The sequence below is a fragment of the Paenibacillus xylanivorans genome, from assembly GCF_001280595.1.
Classification (GTDB): Bacteria; Bacillota; Bacilli; order Paenibacillales; family Paenibacillaceae; genus Paenibacillus; species Paenibacillus xylanivorans.
The window spans coordinates 143,172-159,657 of the sequence record NZ_LITU01000059.1 but is presented as its reverse complement, the minus strand read 5'-3'; the positions used below and the strand labels follow the sequence as shown (position 1 = coordinate 159,657).

Sequence of the window (16,486 nt, the reverse complement as noted above, 5' to 3'; positions counted from 1 at the left end):
CTTTTTGGCGGTGAGTCAGCAGTTTTTTTATTTTATAAAATACATTTAAGGAAATCGTCTTTCAAATGATCTCAACCTTTAACCGCCCCGGAAGTCAGACCACCCACAATATATTTTTGCCCAATCAGGAACACGACCAACACAGGTAGTGAAGTAAGCACGATATCCGCACTGACCAGATTCCACTGAGCACTGAATTGTCCGAAGAAGTTATATACAGCGAGTGTCATCGGCCACATCTCGACGGTATTGAGCATGTAGAGTGGTGCGGTAAACTCATTCCAGACGCTCAGGAAATTAAGAACAAATACCGTAACCAGTACAGAGGTTAACAAAGGCACGATAATCCTGAGAAACAGCTTGATCCCGTTGCATCCGTCCATGATGGCTGCTTCATCCAGTTCTTTCGGAATATTGGATACAAACGCATATGTGATGAATAGCGAGATCGGAATGCCCATGGCTGTATAGAGCAGAATCATGCCTACATGCGAATTAATCATGCCCAGCGACTTCATGACCTCCATTAATGGAATGTAGTTTAAGGGCAGTGTAATGCCCAGAATGAGAAAGAAGTATAGGAACTTGCTTAGCTTCGAATAATTACGCGACAGGGTGAAGGCCGAGAACGCCACGACAAACACCAGTAGCAGGGAAGAAGCCGTTGAATGCAGCAGACTGTTGAAAAAGGAACCACCCAAGTGTCCCTGCTCATAGACGATTCTGTAATTTTCAAAAATAAACTTTTCGGGAAGCGTCAGTTTCAGCACTTTGGCTTCGGCATCGGACTTGAATGAATTCAGCACAATGACGACAAAAGGAATCAGGACCACCAGGCTAAGCAGCCAAGCGAGCACATTTAATCCGATGGAAACCAGCCGTTTTTTCACTCGCATCTAGTATTCCACCTTTCGGTTCATCAAACGGATGATGAAGAAGGAGATGATCGCCATAATGACAAACAGAATCGTGGATAATGCACTGCCGAGTCCCCAATAGCCTTTGGCAAAAGAGGAATACACTGCTGTGTTAATCACATCTGTCGCGTTGCCTGGCCCCCCATTGGTTAGTACATATACCGCATCAAATACCCGCAGTCCGTACGTAATATTGAGCACCGTGGCGATCGTGATTGTAGGCATCAGCATCGGAATCGTGATTCGAAACAGCTTCTGCCAGAAGCCGGCACCGTCAATCGATGCCGCTTCATAATAGTCACGAGGAATGGCGAGCAGTCCGGCGATAAATAGCACCATGATATACCCCATGCCTTTCCACGTATCCACCGCCATGATGGATGGCATGGCCCAGGTCAGGGAACCCAGCCAGTTCTGGGCCAGAACGTCCAGCCCCAGTGAACGCAGGGTTACGTTAACGAAGCCGTTGTTGGGATCGAGCAGGCTTTTGAAGACCAGGCCGACAATCAGGAATGACAGTACTTGGGGTGAAAATATGATCATCCTGTGCAGATTGGCGGCCTTTACACCGCTGACCAGCAGCAGAGCCAGGAACAAGCCCAGTACGGTCTTGGCGATGGATGTAATCAGGGTGAACAGGACAGTATTCTTGATAAAAAGTAAATACGTTGGATCACCCGCCAGAATGGTGCGGAAATGCTCAAGTCCAACAAAATTCTTCTCCGAACTGTAGCTGTTCCAGTCGGTGAAGGAATAATAGATGCCCAGCAGGGCGGGAGCGACAATGAACAGCACATACAGCACAATCGCTCCGGAGGAGAAATACCAGGGATATATCTTATTTACATTCATAAACTGTTACACCTGTCCTTCCTGCCAAAATGCATGAGTGCATGGTGCCTCACCTCGCTGCATGTAATGGTGGTCAGCCACATGCCTCATGTGTTCATCCAGAATATGCGTTGTTATTGCCACGCCTCATCCTTCAGCACTTTGGCTTGTTCAGCCCGGCGTTTATCAATATTTTGCAGAATCTGATCCGGGGTCATCGCTCCGGCGAACATGCCGGAAAGATCCTTGCCGATATCCATCCATTGCGGATCAATGTACTTCACAGCAGCCTGCATGACCGTGCCTTTCTCATGATTTTTCTCATAATCGATATAGTCCTGTGTCAGCTTCGGTTCGATTTCGGGCCAGCAGATGGTCAGATTGCCTTCACCACCATCGAATACACGCTGCAGATGATCATGCTCCGTAATCCACCGAAAAAACTTCAGTACCTCTTCCGTGTGCTTGCTGTTTTTGTTGCCAAACATCGCAGCCGAACCACCGGGATTCACACCAATCGTCTGATTATCGCCCCATGGCATCACGAAAAATCCCATATTGTCCTTCATGTCTGGATAAGCCTCAGACACTTCCTTTTCGGTGCCCGGGACCCGAAGCAGCATTGCTGCCTTCTCCTGACCAAAGGCTTCAATTCCAGCCTCGACCGTGTTAGACAGAAAATCTTTGCCGAAGTAACCAAGATCCGCAAATTCCTTTAACTGCTCAATGACCGTTTTGAGCTGCGTCAAATCCGCGACTTTCATCTCATTGGTGTTCAGCTTCTCGTACGTTCCCGGCGTAGATTGCTCATAGTTCGGACCGGTTTCGAACAAAGGCAGCACCTGATACCATCCGCTGGCAGGCGCCTGATAGAACGGAATGATGTCCTTGTCCTTGATTTTCTGGCTGATCGCCTTGAATTCGGCGTAGGATGTTGGCGGCTGGATGCCGAGCTCATCAAAGATGCGTTTGTTATAGTACACATACCATATTTTCGATGGTGCAAAAGAAACCCCGTACACCTTGTCGTTATGGCTAACCGTTGGTAAAATCTCTTCGGACATGCGTCCTGTAAATTCCTCATTGGTCAAATCAATTGCATTTTCCTCAGGTCTGACGTTGGCAGGCATGCTCAGAGGGTCCACATCAACATTGAAAATATCGGGTGCTTCGCCGGAAGCAAGCTTTACCTTAATCAGGTCACGCCACTGGGCGTCAGGGACCACCTGAAAGTCAATTTTCACACCCGTTTCCTGCTCATACTCCTTCGCCATCGTCTGCATGATTCCCGTACGTGGAATGCCGCTCTGGCTTGTTCCGAACGTTAGCGTTACTTTGCCTGAACTTTCGGAAGAGTCACCGGAATTGCACCCGGCAAGAAGCAGGCTGGACAGCAACAGCGCACCTACAAGGGATAATAGAAATCGTTTTCTCATCAATGAACCTCCCAAGGAATAAAGAATAATAGCTCTTGCCGAAACGCTTCATGTAAGCGTATTCTTATGTGGATAACTTTACGCGGAACGAAGAATGCGCTCAATAGACAAAAGCGTCCTATTGGGTGGACATTTTCGAGTAAGTTGCAAGACATCATCCGATAATGAGGTGTGAGATGGTTAAGTACCGATTCAGGACGCTTCAGCAAAGTCTGTTCGCCTACTACTCTGCGGTATTCATTGTTTTTTCATTGATTGTGGCCAGCCTCTTGTATGTCTTTCTTGCCAATGATATTCGTAATCGCAGTGCCGAACAGCAAAAACAGTTGGGGAACTCGATGGTGGGCAATCTGGATCAGGAGATCGTCAAAATGAACAATTTCTCCATGAACATCGTATATTCTAACCTCGTTAAGGAGCACTTCAGTCACTATTTATCTCCAGCGGAAGACAATGAACAGACGCTGGCCAATGACCCGGCATTTTACAAGGATACAACGACACTGATTGACGTCATTCTAGCGATCATTAGCAGTTCCAACACAGCGAAACAAGCCAATATCTATGATGTGAACGGTAACATGCTGGGTGCTGGCTCGTTCAATGGACAGCTGTCCGTAGATCTAACCCAAAGACCGTGGTATAAGGAAACGTGGGGGCGCAATGGCTGGCGTGTCATTAGCTTACTGGATGGTGGGGCTTTACCGATGCCAACAGGGCAGGGGGAATCAGGCAAACAATATCTCTCCCTTACCCGTGTGTATAAGGATGGAAATTATGTCTCGCAAGGAGTAGTTGAAATTTTGCAGGATGCCGAAACCCTGTTCCAGCACTTGAATGATGTGCAAGTGGGGAACAAAGAACTGAGCGTTTATGTATTGAATGAACGAAATGAGCTTTTATATCCTTTTTTGTCCCATGAACATCCGTTAACATTAATCAATTCCGACATGGTTAACTTGATTCGAAACGATCAATATCCCCCAGGAAAGATGCAAGAAGTGGTAGATTCCAATGGGAATTCGAAGCAAATGATGACCTACACCACCTCGCAGGAGACCGGATGGACGGTTATCGTGATGCAGTCCGAACAATCCCTGTTTGCGAATCTGAATCGCATGGCTCTTCTGTTCATGGGGGCTACTTTAGCTACCTTGATTCTTATTTTGCTCCTCTCATACCTGATCTCCAAACGTGTCACTTTACCGCTCCATCGTTTGCAGCGCATAATTCAGAAAACAGGCGTCCACGATCTGACCACGGGTCAGGACTCTGGTCAGTTGTTCAAGTTGGAATATCCAGGGTCCATCCGTGAGATGGATGAGCTGAATGATACGTTTATTCAATTGAATAAACAGCTTGTGCAGTCCTTTCAGGACATGCTGGCGATCAAATCCCAAGAAACGGATGCCAGGTTGCTGGCGTTGCAGTCTCAGATGAATCCTCACTTTCTGTATAACAACATTACGAACATCAGCATCATGGCGGAGGAGGGCATGAATGAACAGATCGTTGCGTTCTGTGGTCACATCGCATCCATGCTGCGTTACATCTCGGCTCCGAACAAAAGCGGTGTTCCATTGGAAAAAGAAATCGACTACTGTGAGCGATATTTGGAGTGTATGAAAATCCGGTTCGAAGATGATCTGCTTTATGAATTCCATGTTCCTGACTCGATGAAAAATCTTCAGGTCCCCATGTTACTGATTCAGCCTTTGCTGGAAAATGTTATGAAATATGGACTACGTGATACACCACCCTGGAAGCTGCATATCATTGGAGAGCTGGACACCGAGCAGGAGACCTGGCTAATCACAGTCGAAGATAACGGACCTGGCATGGAACCCGAGGCGCTTACGCTCATCCAGCAGTACATACAACAATCACAGGAATGGGAGCGTATGCCTGAACTTGAGATCAACGGGATGGGATTGAAAAACATCTGGATCAGACTCAAATTATGGTATGGTTCAGCGGCACATATGCATATTTCGAATAAACCATCTGGCGGCGTCAGCATTACGATTGGCGGTTCCATTCGAAAGGAGCACAGTTAAACTCATGGCGATGACATATAGGACCATTATTGTGGAGGATGAGGCGTTAATTCGCCGCAACGTATCCCGGAAATTCAGCGAGCTGGGCACACGGTTTGAGGTTATAGGTGAGGCTAGGAATGGACAGGAAGCATTGGAGTTGATTGAACATACGGTGCCTGATCTAGTCGTTACCGATATCCAGATGCCCGTCATGAATGGGTTGGAACTGGCGAAACATCTGTATTTTGCCTATCCGCATGTCAAGATCGTGATCCTAAGCGGGCATCATGAGTTTGAGTATGCACGTCAGGCGATCAGTTACAAGGTGGAGGATTATCTGCTTAAACCCCTCACGGAAGAACAGCTTCGATCGCTGCTGGATGCGATGGAATTAAAGCTCGGCAGTGCAGGGGATTCGCTGGCACATGTCAGTGCAATGCTGGATGAACAGGTGAAGCCGGAGGATATTGCAGAGGCAGTCAAGCTCTATCTGAAACAGAACTATATGCATGAGATTACTTTGCAAGACATGGCAGGACAGATGCATTTTAGCGTGGATTACCTGGGGAAGTGTTTCAAAAAGGTGATGGGCGAAACCCCGCTCAAATACATGACAGGGCTTCGAATCAACGAAGCAAAGCGCATGCTTGCGGTATTTGAAGATATGGATATCAAGACAGTAGGTAAGGCAGTGGGATATAATGATTCCCATTATTTTAGCCGTATTTTTAAAAACAAGACAGGATTGTATCCCAGCGAGTATCGCCAAAGGTTACAATAACGAAAAAAAGCCCTGTCCATGGCTCTGGAAGAACCACGATGACTGGAGCTAATTATTGTGACAAAGCATCTTCCGTAATTTGGCGAATATCAAATGGGGAGCGGTTGCCTTCCTCAATGATGTCGGGGAGAATATGTTCAAGGAAATAGTGTACACAGTGGAGGTCAATATTTTTGATTTTGATCAGGGCATAACGGTACATCACGATAAATTCCTTTTCAGTATTACCACGTTGCAGTTCAGCAAACGCTTCGTACACCTGATCCATTTTATCGGCAACTTCCAAGATGAGTCCTTCAACCGAGTTGTCTTTGCCTTCACGCAGCTGTCTGCGGAAAATGGGCTGGAATTCTTCAGGAATATTTTCATTAATAAAATGCTCAACCATGCCTTCTTCCACCTGTTGCAGCATTGAACGAAGTTCTAGTGAATAATGTTTGACTGGTGTTTTGATATCACCGATGAAGATTTCGCCATAATCATGACTGCTGGTGATTTCGTATAGTTTCTTCCAATCAATAGTGACCCCATGTTGTTCCTCAATATCGGCAAGTGTTTTGGCATATTGCACGACTTTCCAGGAGTGGGCGGACACGCTGTGTTCCTCGAACTTGAATTTTCCCGGGGTACGAATAATGCGTTCGAGATCGTTGAGTGATCTAAAGTACGTATGAATTCCCATGTGTGCGATCATCCTTTTTAGTTAAGTATGCACTAATTATAACTTAGTTATGTCAACTCCGGATTAACCCTGATGAAGTCTGAGGTAAAGTAGAATTCGAATCGCTAGACAGCAAAAAAACCATCCTGTCCTCCTAATTGTAGAATCAGAGAGCGGATGGTCTTTTGCGTTTATTCACTTCCGTTTATTTAAGATCTTGCGGGTGTGACAAGGATGGGAATTAGGCTAGCCTTTCTTCCTCACGGGCGAAACAAACCAGTATGCCATACCTACAAACAGCGCACCGCCGATAATATTACCGAGCGTGACCGGAATCATGTTATGCATCCAGCCTGCCAGAGTAATTGTATCCGGGTGGTTTGGCAACAACCAGGACAAGGATAGCAAGGTCATATTGGCGACGCTGTGCTCATATCCACTCGCGATAAAGGCGTACAGACACCACCAGATGAGGACGAGTTTGGCAATATCTTCTTTTGAACGGGCCGCCATCCAGATCGCCAGACAGACCAACCAGTTACAAAGAATGCCTCGAAAGAACAGTTCGCTAACGGGAGCGGCCATCTTTTTGGCAGAGACGACAAACAGCAGATGTTCCGGTGTAGCCGTTTTGAGGAGGCCGCTGCCCACAATGAGCAGGCTGAGCAGAACGGCACCGATCAGATTGCCTAGGAAGACGAGCCCCCAGTTTTTGAGGGTATCCCGAACAGTAGTCCGACCTGCCAAGGTGCTCATTGTGAAGAACATGTTGTTACCTGTAAACAGCTCCGATCCGGCAAAGATGACGAGTGTGAGGGCAAGTCCAAAAGACATGCCCATCAGCATCATTTGCAGTGGGGACTGAGCAGCAAGCAGTGGGGCACCGATACTGAATATCAGAATGATGCCAAGGCCTACATATGCGCCAGCCATCAAAGCTGCAACCATGTAACGTGGCAGGCTTGCGTTCATTTGATCTCGTTTTTTAACCGCAGCTTCAATAATTCCTTCAACATTTGACGTATACATGACGATTTCCCCCATTATGGTGCATCTTTAGTTGACAGTGAAAATCTTACAAACTATAAAGCGATCCAGATCTGCCCGTTCTCGATCTTCACGGGATACATCTGCACTTGTCCCTGATCGGGGGCCTGAACAAGACCTGTGTTTAAGTCGATTTTCCAATCATACAGCGGATCGTACAGATAATACCCGGAGACAATCCCTTCCGCCAGTGGTCCGCCCTTGGGATGAGGATTTTTATTTTCTGCAGCGAAGATGCTATCATCCGAGGTGCGAAATACAGCCAGTTGATGGCCTTCAATATCAACCACTCTGCCAATCTGCGGCAGGAATTCTTCGATCTCTCCGGCAGGATAGTAGATGGCAGATTGCTGTGTTGTCATATGAACATCTCCTTCATTTTCAGATTACGTTAGAGGCTCAATATCTATTATAATGGCCGAGACAGGGTACTATGGTCGAGCAGAAACTTCTATGCCATGGAATAATTTGTTCTGGCCTTCCTCATTACGCAGTGCTTTTTTCCAAGGATCTTCCACTTGCTCAAGAGCGAATTCGATTCGTTCCATAAGCGCCTTACGCTCTTTTACGTCATCGACAACAACGGCTCGAATCTGCTCCAGACCTATGCGTTCCACCCATTCGGAAGTCCGCTCCAGGTAGTTGGCTGTCTCCCGATAGTGCTGCATAATCGCTCCACAAAGCTCAACTAATTCTTCATCGGTCTTCACCTTGCACAAGGAGTCGGCCAGTCTGGCCTTGATGCCGCCGTTGCCTCCAATAAATATTTCCCAGCCGCCGTCGTTGCCCACGATACCAATATCTTTCGTACACGACTCCGCACAGTTACGAGGGCAACCGTTTACGGCATATTTAAACTTGGCAGGCAAATCCAGACGTTCAAACTTGCGCTCTAGCAGAGCGCCCATCGCCATGGAATCCTGCGTGCCAAAGCGGCAAAATTGTGAGCCGACACATGTTTTGACTGTACGCAGCGATTTGGCGTATGCATACCCAGAAGGCATATCCAATTCAGCCCAGACTTTGGGCAGATCTTCTTTTTTGACTCCAATCAGATCCAGCCGCTGACCTCCAGTTACTTTGACAGCTTTTACATCGTATTTGACCGAAATGTCGGCAATGCGTTTCAGGTCTTCCGGAGTTGTGACTCCGCCATACATGCGCGGTACAACCGTATACGTGCCGTCTTTTTGAATATTGGCATTCATGCGTTCGTTGACAAAACGGGATTCCTTTTCATCCACATGGGTATCTGGTGCAATCATGCCAAGGTAATAGTTAATGGCCGGGCGGCATTTGGAACACCCTTCGGGTTGACTCCATCCCAGAACTTGCATGACCTCTTTGGTCGTTTGCAGTCCTTTCTGTCTGATCTTGGCTACGATCTCATCCCGGCTGAGGGAGGTACAGCCACAGATTCCCTGTTTGGTACCCGCTGTAAAGTTGTCTCCAAGCACATATTGCAAAATCTGTTCAACAACCGGTTTGCAGCCACCGCAGGAGCGGGTTGCACCCGTACAGGCTTTGATTTCGTCTACGCTGGTCAATCCCTCATTCGTAATGGCATCGACAATGGTTCCTTTGGTTACCCCGTTACATCCACAGACGATTTCGTCTTCTGCCATGGTTTCCACGGATGCGGCTTTTTTGTGCCCACCGCAGCCTGTGCTCATCACTGAAGCATACAGTTCATCTGTCATCTCAGCCTGTTGTTTGATCAATTTCTGTAATTCGGCAGAATCCGTAATATCACCAAAGAGTACAGCGCCAACCATGATATTATCCCGAAGCAGAATTTTTTTGTATGTGCGTTTCCAGTCGTCCTTATGTGCAATGACCGTATGTTCGGGACTGTCAATAAATTCACCGGTCGAAAAGACGTCTACGCCCGAAATTTTCAATTTCGTGGATACCACAGAACCTTCATAATGGGCTGTCTCAACGCCGCATATATGTTTGGCCAGAATCATGCCCTGTTCAAATAGTGGGGCAACAAGGCCGTAGCATACACCACGATGTTCGGTACATTCTCCGACGGAATACACATTATCCAGTGACGTCTGCATATAGTCATCCACTACAATGCCCCGGTTAACTTCTATGCCACTATCCCGAGCTACACCCGTATTGGGTTTGATGCCTACGGCCATGACAACAAAATCGATGTTCAGCACGGAATCGTCGGCAAAACGAATACCTTCTACCCGTTCACCCCCGAGAAGCTCTGCGGTTTGTGCACCCATCTTGAATCGGATGCCCTGTCGCTCAAGTTCGGCCTTTAACATCGTGGACGCCTGAGGGTCAAGCTGGCGTTCCATCAGATCCTCCATCAGATGCACGACAGTGACTTCCATGCCGAGTTGTACCAAGCCTTTGGCAGCTTCGAGGCCGAGAAGACCTCCTCCAATGACAGCGGCTTTTTTATATTGTTTCGCGGCTTCCAGCATGACGTTACAATCCGCGATATCCCTGAAGCCGACGACTCCTTGTTTGTCATGACCCGGTACGGGAAGAATGAAGGAGCTGGAGCCGGTTGCGATGATGGCTTTGTCGTAAGGGAAACGTGCGCCTTCCGCAGTTACGACTTCATGGCTCTTGGAATCAATCCGTGTTACAGTTGTACCCGTATGGAGGGTGATACCATAATCTTCATACCAATGCAGATCATTGAGCACAATATCATCAACTGTTTTGCTGCCTTCCAATACATAGGACAGCATAATCCGGTTGTAATTGGGATAGGGCTCTGTGCCAAAGACGGTAATGTCGAACCGGGAACTCAATTTTAAAATTTGTTCAACTGTACTGATGCCTGCCATGCCGTTTCCGACGATAACCAGTTTTTCCTTATTTCCGTTCATGTGTGTATGCCTCCTTTAATGGACACTTTACATTACAATCATTTTTAGTGGTTTATATTTGAATCATAACGTTCAATGCTGACATTAAATGTGATTAATTTCACTAATAACTCATAGAGGCATCACAAATTCAAAGTGTGATGCCTGTGACGGAAGCTTTTTTCTAATTTTTTTATGAGTATCAATGCATATAAGAATGGATACAGGGTAAAAGTTAAATGAAATGAGAAATGCGAACTATTGTTCTTATATTGTTTTCGTTGTAATATCTGGAGTGGGCCGTTTATGTTCCCTATTTCTTCGAAAGGAAGTTTTTGCACCATGATGGGAAGATCCCACCTGATTATTGGGACGACTGTATCCCTCTCTGTTTTGCAATTGGCCGGCATGCCCGTGACTGCACCGGCGGTTACTGTGGCCCTGATCGGTTCGCTGCTGCCGGACATCGATGAACCGAATTCGCTTTTGGTATCCAAAGCATTGCCGAACAGCCTAATTCGGCTGTTACAGACCATCCTGCTGCCTGTTGCCGTATTTGTGTACTTCTATGTTAAGGCGAAACCATGGAATCTGCTGCTCGCCATTCTGATTGCGATGGTATCTTTCCTGCCGTCCCGTTCGCTGCGCAAAGTGTTGATGTTTGCCATAGGATTGGGGCTCGTATTTTATGGCCATGCATTTGCACCATGGAATCTGATCGCGGGCAGTCTGTTAATGCTGTGCACGACGCTAACTCACAGGGGGTTGACGCATACTCTGTATGGAACCGCCGTATGGGCTGGATTGCTCTACAGTACGACTCATTTGCAAGGTCCAGAGATCTGGGTAGCTGGAGGTACGGCATATGCCATGCATCTGTTGGCTGATTCGTTGACGAACCGCGGTATTCGTCCATTGCCACCACTCAAGTGGCGTATACGGGTCAATCTCATGAGTACAGGAACGAAACATGGGGCCGTTGTGGAAAATGTCTGCATTGTGCTGGCTCTTATTTTGGCCTGGATTGCATTCTCCCCTTTATTTCTGTAAACCAAAACATGCCAGTTTCTGCTGATGCAGAGGCTGGCATTTTACAATCCATTTCTATCTCTCAACATTACCTTACCATTGAGCCGAATTTACGTGTTCTGAACATATAACATAAAAAAAGATGCCCTGAAAATCAGGACATCTCTTAATAGTAGTTACGCGTTTTCGATAATCGTGTTCAGTGTTGTCTGATCCAGACCCTTCACCAGCTTCACGAGCAATTCTTTTGCAGCATCATAGTCATCTGTATGAATGATGGAAGAAGAGGTATGAATGTAACGGGCGCAGATGCCAATTACCGTTGAAGGTACACCAATACCACTCAAATGAACCGCTCCGGCATCCGTACCACCAGGGGAGATGAAATATTGCATTTTGATCTGATTAGATGATGCTGTGTCCTGAACATATTCAACAATACCACGATGGGTGAACATGCCCGGGTCGAAGATGCGCAGCAGGGCGCCCTGTCCAATATGTCCGAATGACTGTTTGTCTCCCGTCATATCATTCGCGGCACTGCAGTCTAGTGCAAAGAAAATATCCGGCTCAATCAGATTGGCAGCTGTGCGTGCACCACGGAGTCCCAATTCTTCTTGAACTGTTGCACCGCAGTAGAGTGTGTTTGGCAATTTTTCCTTATGCAATGCTTCAATCAGTTCAAGTGCAAGCCCTACCCCGTAACGGTTATCCCAGGCTTTCGCCATAATTTTCTTCGGATTGGCCATTGGTGTGAACTCACAGATCGGCACGATCTGCATGCCCGGATGAATGCCCCAAGACTCTGCTTCTGCGCGGTTATCCGCACCAATATCCAAGTACATATGGTTAAGGTCAACCGGTTTATTGCGTTGGGATTCATCCAGCAAGTGCGTAGGTGTTGAACCGACAACCCCTGTAATCCGGCGATCCGGAGTGATGAGTTCCAGACGTTGGGACAGCACAGCCTGACTCCACCATCCACCGAGTGGACGGAACTTGATCATGCCTGTTTCCGTAATTCCTGTGGTCATGAAGCCAACTTCGTCGAAGTGACCTGCAACCATGACTTTGGGTCCGGACTCCTCTCCGCGCAATACGCCAAAAAGGCTGCCCAGGCGATCCTGGACAAATTCATCCGTATAAGGAGACATTTGTTCCTTCATCCAACCGCGAAGCTCGCGTTCAAACCCGGAAACGGAAGGGAATTCCGTTAACGTGCGAAACATTTCCATCGTTTTTTGATTCATGTGTCGACAACTCCTCTGCTTGTATGTATACCTGGTCTCAGCAGAACGGCTGCTGGACTGTTGTCCTTCGGAAGAGAAGAACGTTTTATTTAACCACTGGTCACAGTACAGTATGAACCTTGCGCAAGTAATTGTCCATGGTTATGTCACGTATCTCAGGCATGAATGGTTGCTCGTTTGATGATTCATCAGGCCATTAAATCCGCACCAAACACAGTCGCCAAGCGGCTGCATTGAATATGCATATAGTGAGGAACTGTTTGCGTACCCTGACTCTGGATTCCATAAGCTTCTCATTTCAATTGCTTGACAACAGGAAGGAGCTGGGACAATAGATGATTCCACCCGATGAAGGCAATGAAACCATCCTTTGTATCGTCCTTTTTATTTTGCTCGTGATCATTCTGCTTTATTTATAAATTTCATCAGATCTCTGATCCGGCGCTGAGCGACTCATCTAATTCGGCTGTTTCATCGTGCTGGAAACAAATGCTGTCTTTCGCCGGATACATAACTTTCCCAACCTTAACAAACAATGAATACAGGATTACACACAGTACATGCAGTCACATCTGTTGACTCATTTTCATTAAGGGAGGTTCTGTATCTTGCCAGCTCAAACTAAGGGTAGTGGACCAAAATCATCATCATCCCTGTCCATCAGTGAACAGGAATATAAAAAAGTCGCCAAAAAACATGAGCCCGCCCGTCCAATCTGGACGAACTGTATTAAAGCATTCTTCGTCGGCGGCTTCATCTGCGTCATTGGACAGGCTATCCAGGAAGCTTTTATGGCCGGGTTTGACATGACATCGAAGGAAGCTGCAAGTCCTACCGTTGCGGTCATGATTCTCATTTCAGTCATCCTGACTTGTCTCGGTGTCTACGATAAAATGGCGCAATGGGCAGGTGCCGGGACGGCTGTCCCTGTCACCGGGTTTGCCAACTCCATGTGCTCGGCAGCACTGGAGCATCGTGCCGAAGGGCTGGTGCTTGGTGTCGGTGCCAACATGTTCAAGCTGGCCGGATCGGTCATTGTGTTTGGTGTCGTTGCTGCCTTCATCGTAGGGATCGTATACGCCATTCTCGGCTTTGGAGGTGGACATTTATGAAACGCTTGGGCCAACAAACCTGGCAATTTGAGAACCGTCCACGCATTATCGGCAGGTCGGCAGTCGTAGGGCCGGATGAAGGCCAAGGGCCTCTGGCATCTGATTTTGATTATGTATATGACAATTTGGAGATTGGGGAGAAAACCTGGGAAAAGGCAGAACGCAAGCTCCTTGAACAGGCCTCCCAAATGGCGTTGATCAATGCCAATATCACGAAGGAAGAGCTTCAATTCTTTGTTGGCGGGGATCTGATGAACCAGATTATCAGCAGTTCTTTTTCTGCCCGCAAGTTGGGTGTACCTTATCTGGGGGTATTCGGTGCCTGTTCAACCTCAATGGAGACGTTGGCTCTTGCCTCGCTCATTGTGGATTCAGGTGCAGGGGATTACGTATTAGCGGGTACGGTGAGTCACAACTGTACGGTAGAAAAGCAATTTCGTTATCCAACAGAGTATGGTTCCCAGAAGCCGCCATATGCGCAGTATACCGTTACGGGTTCGGGGTGTAGTGTGATATCCCGTACGGGTCAGGGCCCGGTAGTCACCAAAGCGACAATTGGCCGAATTATGGATATGGGCATTAAAGATCCGTTTAACATGGGGGCTGCAATGGCTCCTGCGGCAGCAGATACCATTGTTTCGCATTTCCGGGATACAGGCCTTGAACCCGGTTATTATGATCTGATCGTTACAGGTGATCTTGCTTCGGTTGGATTGCCCATCGTTAAGGAGCTTTTGCATAAAGAGGGTGTTCCGATGGAACAAACGGTTTTCAATGATTGTGGACTGATGATATATAACCTGGAAAAGCAGCCTCAGGTTGTGGCTGGGGGAAGCGGCTGCGGATGTTCAGCGACCGTGACCTACGGTCACATTTTGAACCGGATGCAAAAGGGTGAACTCAATAAGGTATTGGTGGTCGCTACCGGTGCATTGTTGTCTCCACTTTCATACCAGCAGGGCGAGAGTATTCCTTGTATTGCGCATGCCGTAGCCATAGAAAAGGAGGGATAAAGGATGCAGTTTTTATGGGCATTTATTGTTGGTGGGTTGATCTGTGTTGTGGGACAGCTTCTGATGGATGGTGTCAAGCTGACTCCTGCACATACGATGAGTACACTTGTTGTGGCCGGTGCGGTTGCGGATGCGTTTGGACTATATGATCCACTCGTCAAATTCGCAGGGGCGGGAGCCTCCATTCCCATTACCAGTTTTGGTAACTCCCTCGTGCACGGCGCTTTGACGGAGCTGGAGAAAGAGGGATGGATTGGTGTCATTACGGGGATATTCGATTTGACCGCGGCGGGTATTTCCTCAGCGATTATCTTTTCTTTTCTCGCGGCATTGGTGGTTCGACCCAAAGGATAACAAACAAAGCAACAAAGCTAGACACTATATATGAATTCAGCAGAGGCTTCGGATAACTTCTATCCGAGCCTCTTTTTGTCGTAATCATGCGATAACTGCGGTGAATCTGACGGCTGGAAACAAATTATGAGTTCCTTCGAGTGTACTCGCGCCCTAGGATCATGTACAATAAAAGGAAATCTGTATGCTTTTTTAGGAGGTTAGACCACATGCCTGTGCGCAAAGAGTCGATCCAAATCATATCAGCAGTTCGTTCTAATCTGGAATCATGCATAATGGGGAAATCCTTTGAAATTCAACTTTTGCTCACAGCTTTGCTTGCAGGCGGACACGTTCTAATTGAAGATGTACCGGGAACAGGCAAAACGCAGTTGGTTAAAGCGTTATCGAAATCCATGCGCGGAGAGTACCGCCGCATTCAATGTAATCCTGATATTTTGCCAAGTGACATCACGGGGGTATCCGTTTTCCATCCGCGGGATGAGCGCTTTTACTTCCGCCCGGGTCCGGTCATGACCAACATCTTGCTGGCAGATGAGATTAACCGGGCAACAACGAAAACACAGTCCGCTCTGCTGGAAGTCATGGAGGAGCGCAGTGTAACGGTAGATGGCGATACATATGATCTGCCGCATCCATTTATGCTCTGTGCAACCCAGAATCCAATCGATTTTGAAGGAACGTACACATTGCCGGAAGCGCAACTTGACCGGTTTATGTTGAAAATAAGTCTGGGTTATCCCGACAAGGATATCGAGAAAACGTTACTGAAACAGCATCAGTCGGGTCAGCCTGTTGATCGGCTTGAATCCGTAACCCATATGGATCAGATATCTGCCATTCAACAGGAAATCAAGGAAGTATTCATCGGTGATCCGGTCATGGATTATCTGCTTGATGTGGTTCGTAAAACTCGCTCCCACCCATCTGTATTGCTGGGCGCAAGCCCGAGGGCAGCCATTTCATTTATGATGGCCGTGAAGGCTTTTGCCTTTTTGCAGGAACGTGACTATGTGCTTCCGGATGACGTGAAAACGATGGCACCATACGTGATTTCCCATCGGATCGTGCTGCGTCCCGAATCGAGACTGGATAGCATGAGCTCCGAAGCTGTATTAAATTCCGTACTTCAGCAGGTTCGTGTGCCCGTCTCCATGGGGCAATAATTGATGAAGC

General features: G+C 47.4%; 15 protein-coding genes. 7 read left to right on the top strand and 8 right to left on the bottom strand.

The window, feature by feature from the left end; all coding sequences use genetic code 11:
* Window positions 1-71: 71 nt before the first annotated feature.
* The 3 genes from AMS66_RS13705 to AMS66_RS13695 all read right to left on the bottom strand — a co-directional run bounded on the left by AMS66_RS13705 (window position 72) and on the right by AMS66_RS13695 (window position 3,184).
* Complete coding sequence (locus AMS66_RS13705) at window positions 72-896, bottom strand: carbohydrate ABC transporter permease (protein ID WP_053781328.1); 825 nt, start codon at window positions 894-896, stop codon at window positions 72-74.
* A complete protein-coding gene (locus AMS66_RS13700) occupies window positions 897-1,769 on the bottom strand; it encodes a carbohydrate ABC transporter permease (RefSeq protein ID WP_053781327.1) in 873 nt (290 codons plus the stop codon).
* Window positions 1,770-1,882: 113 nt separating this feature from the next.
* A complete protein-coding gene (locus tag AMS66_RS13695) occupies window positions 1,883-3,184 on the bottom strand; it encodes an ABC transporter substrate-binding protein (RefSeq protein WP_053781326.1) in 1,302 nt (433 codons plus the stop codon).
* A 176-nt stretch (window positions 3,185-3,360) separates the two neighbouring features.
* Here AMS66_RS13695 and AMS66_RS13690 point away from each other — a divergent pair, with 176 nt between their 5' ends.
* The gene (locus AMS66_RS13690; RefSeq protein ID WP_053781325.1) at window positions 3,361-5,241 is read left to right on the top strand and encodes a cache domain-containing sensor histidine kinase; all 1,881 of its coding nucleotides are present in this window, start codon (window positions 3,361-3,363) and stop codon (window positions 5,239-5,241) included.
* A gap of 4 nt (window positions 5,242-5,245) precedes the next feature.
* Window positions 5,246-6,004, top strand: a complete 759-nt coding sequence (locus AMS66_RS13685) for a response regulator transcription factor (RefSeq protein ID WP_053781324.1) — start codon at window positions 5,246-5,248, stop codon at window positions 6,002-6,004.
* A gap of 52 nt (window positions 6,005-6,056) precedes the next feature.
* Here AMS66_RS13685 and AMS66_RS13680 read toward each other — a convergent pair whose 3' ends face one another.
* From AMS66_RS13680 to nirB, 4 genes are all read right to left on the bottom strand, one after another.
* A complete protein-coding gene (locus tag AMS66_RS13680; RefSeq protein WP_053781323.1) occupies window positions 6,057-6,686 on the bottom strand; it encodes a YfbR-like 5'-deoxynucleotidase in 630 nt (209 codons plus the stop codon).
* A 225-nt stretch (window positions 6,687-6,911) separates the two neighbouring features.
* Window positions 6,912-7,694, bottom strand: coding sequence for a formate/nitrite transporter family protein (locus AMS66_RS13675; protein WP_053781322.1), 783 nt, complete (start codon window positions 7,692-7,694; stop codon window positions 6,912-6,914).
* Window positions 7,695-7,747: 53 nt separating this feature from the next.
* Window positions 7,748-8,074, bottom strand: a complete 327-nt coding sequence (gene nirD / locus AMS66_RS13670; RefSeq protein ID WP_053781321.1) for a nitrite reductase small subunit NirD — start codon at window positions 8,072-8,074, stop codon at window positions 7,748-7,750.
* Between the two features lie 69 nt (window positions 8,075-8,143).
* On the bottom strand, window positions 8,144-10,573 hold the full coding sequence (gene nirB, locus AMS66_RS13665; protein ID WP_053781320.1) for a nitrite reductase large subunit NirB: 2,430 nt from the start codon (window positions 10,571-10,573) through the stop codon (window positions 8,144-8,146).
* Window positions 10,574-10,894: 321 nt separating this feature from the next.
* On the opposite strand from nirB, the gene AMS66_RS13655 reads away from it, so the two are divergent.
* Window positions 10,895-11,602: a metal-dependent hydrolase gene (locus tag AMS66_RS13655; protein ID WP_053781318.1), complete on the top strand. Its 708-nt coding sequence runs from the start codon at window positions 10,895-10,897 to the stop codon at window positions 11,600-11,602.
* A gap of 155 nt (window positions 11,603-11,757) precedes the next feature.
* On the opposite strand, the gene AMS66_RS13650 is transcribed toward AMS66_RS13655, so the two are convergent.
* Window positions 11,758-12,831, bottom strand: coding sequence for a M42 family metallopeptidase (locus tag AMS66_RS13650; protein ID WP_053781317.1), 1,074 nt, complete (start codon window positions 12,829-12,831; stop codon window positions 11,758-11,760).
* Between the two features lie 608 nt (window positions 12,832-13,439).
* Here AMS66_RS13650 and spoVAC point away from each other — a divergent pair.
* From spoVAC to AMS66_RS13630, 4 genes are all read left to right on the top strand, one after another.
* Window positions 13,440-13,943 (top strand): stage V sporulation protein AC, encoded by a 504-nt coding sequence (gene spoVAC, locus AMS66_RS13645; RefSeq protein ID WP_053781316.1) that lies wholly within the window; start codon window positions 13,440-13,442, stop codon window positions 13,941-13,943.
* The gene (gene spoVAD, locus AMS66_RS13640) at window positions 13,940-14,956 is read left to right on the top strand and encodes a stage V sporulation protein AD (protein ID WP_053781315.1); all 1,017 of its coding nucleotides are present in this window, start codon (window positions 13,940-13,942) and stop codon (window positions 14,954-14,956) included. The genes spoVAC and spoVAD overlap by 4 nt, the downstream gene beginning before the upstream one ends.
* Before the next feature lie 3 nt (window positions 14,957-14,959).
* Window positions 14,960-15,310, top strand: a complete 351-nt coding sequence (gene spoVAE, locus AMS66_RS13635) for a stage V sporulation protein AE (protein WP_053781314.1) — start codon at window positions 14,960-14,962, stop codon at window positions 15,308-15,310.
* A 209-nt stretch (window positions 15,311-15,519) separates the two neighbouring features.
* Window positions 15,520-16,476, top strand: coding sequence for an AAA family ATPase (locus AMS66_RS13630; RefSeq protein ID WP_053781313.1), 957 nt, complete (start codon window positions 15,520-15,522; stop codon window positions 16,474-16,476).
* The last annotated feature ends 10 nt before the right edge of the window (window positions 16,477-16,486 follow it).

What these genes read in the sequence shown, in the direction of transcription:
- AMS66_RS13630 (WP_053781313.1), top strand. Translation starts at nt 15,520, where the DNA reads ATGCCTGTGCGCAAAGAGTCGATCCAAATCATATCAGCAGTTCGTTCT.
- AMS66_RS13675 (WP_053781322.1), bottom strand. Translation starts at nt 7,694, where the DNA reads ATGTATACGTCAAATGTTGAAGGAATTATTGAAGCTGCGGTTAAAAAA.
- AMS66_RS13690 (WP_053781325.1), top strand. Translation starts at nt 3,361, where the DNA reads ATGGTTAAGTACCGATTCAGGACGCTTCAGCAAAGTCTGTTCGCCTAC.
- AMS66_RS13680 (WP_053781323.1), bottom strand. Translation starts at nt 6,686, where the DNA reads ATGGGAATTCATACGTACTTTAGATCACTCAACGATCTCGAACGCATT.
- AMS66_RS13650 (WP_053781317.1), bottom strand. Translation starts at nt 12,831, where the DNA reads ATGAATCAAAAAACGATGGAAATGTTTCGCACGTTAACGGAATTCCCT.
- spoVAE (WP_053781314.1), top strand. Translation starts at nt 14,960, where the DNA reads ATGCAGTTTTTATGGGCATTTATTGTTGGTGGGTTGATCTGTGTTGTG.
- AMS66_RS13685 (WP_053781324.1), top strand. Translation starts at nt 5,246, where the DNA reads ATGGCGATGACATATAGGACCATTATTGTGGAGGATGAGGCGTTAATT.
- AMS66_RS13700 (WP_053781327.1), bottom strand. Translation starts at nt 1,769, where the DNA reads ATGAATGTAAATAAGATATATCCCTGGTATTTCTCCTCCGGAGCGATT.
- nirD (WP_053781321.1), bottom strand. Translation starts at nt 8,074, where the DNA reads ATGACAACACAGCAATCTGCCATCTACTATCCTGCCGGAGAGATCGAA.
- AMS66_RS13705 (WP_053781328.1), bottom strand. Translation starts at nt 896, where the DNA reads ATGCGAGTGAAAAAACGGCTGGTTTCCATCGGATTAAATGTGCTCGCT.
- AMS66_RS13655 (WP_053781318.1), top strand. Translation starts at nt 10,895, where the DNA reads ATGATGGGAAGATCCCACCTGATTATTGGGACGACTGTATCCCTCTCT.
- nirB (WP_053781320.1), bottom strand. Translation starts at nt 10,573, where the DNA reads ATGAACGGAAATAAGGAAAAACTGGTTATCGTCGGAAACGGCATGGCA.
- spoVAD (WP_053781315.1), top strand. Translation starts at nt 13,940, where the DNA reads ATGAAACGCTTGGGCCAACAAACCTGGCAATTTGAGAACCGTCCACGC.
- AMS66_RS13695 (WP_053781326.1), bottom strand. Translation starts at nt 3,184, where the DNA reads ATGAGAAAACGATTTCTATTATCCCTTGTAGGTGCGCTGTTGCTGTCC.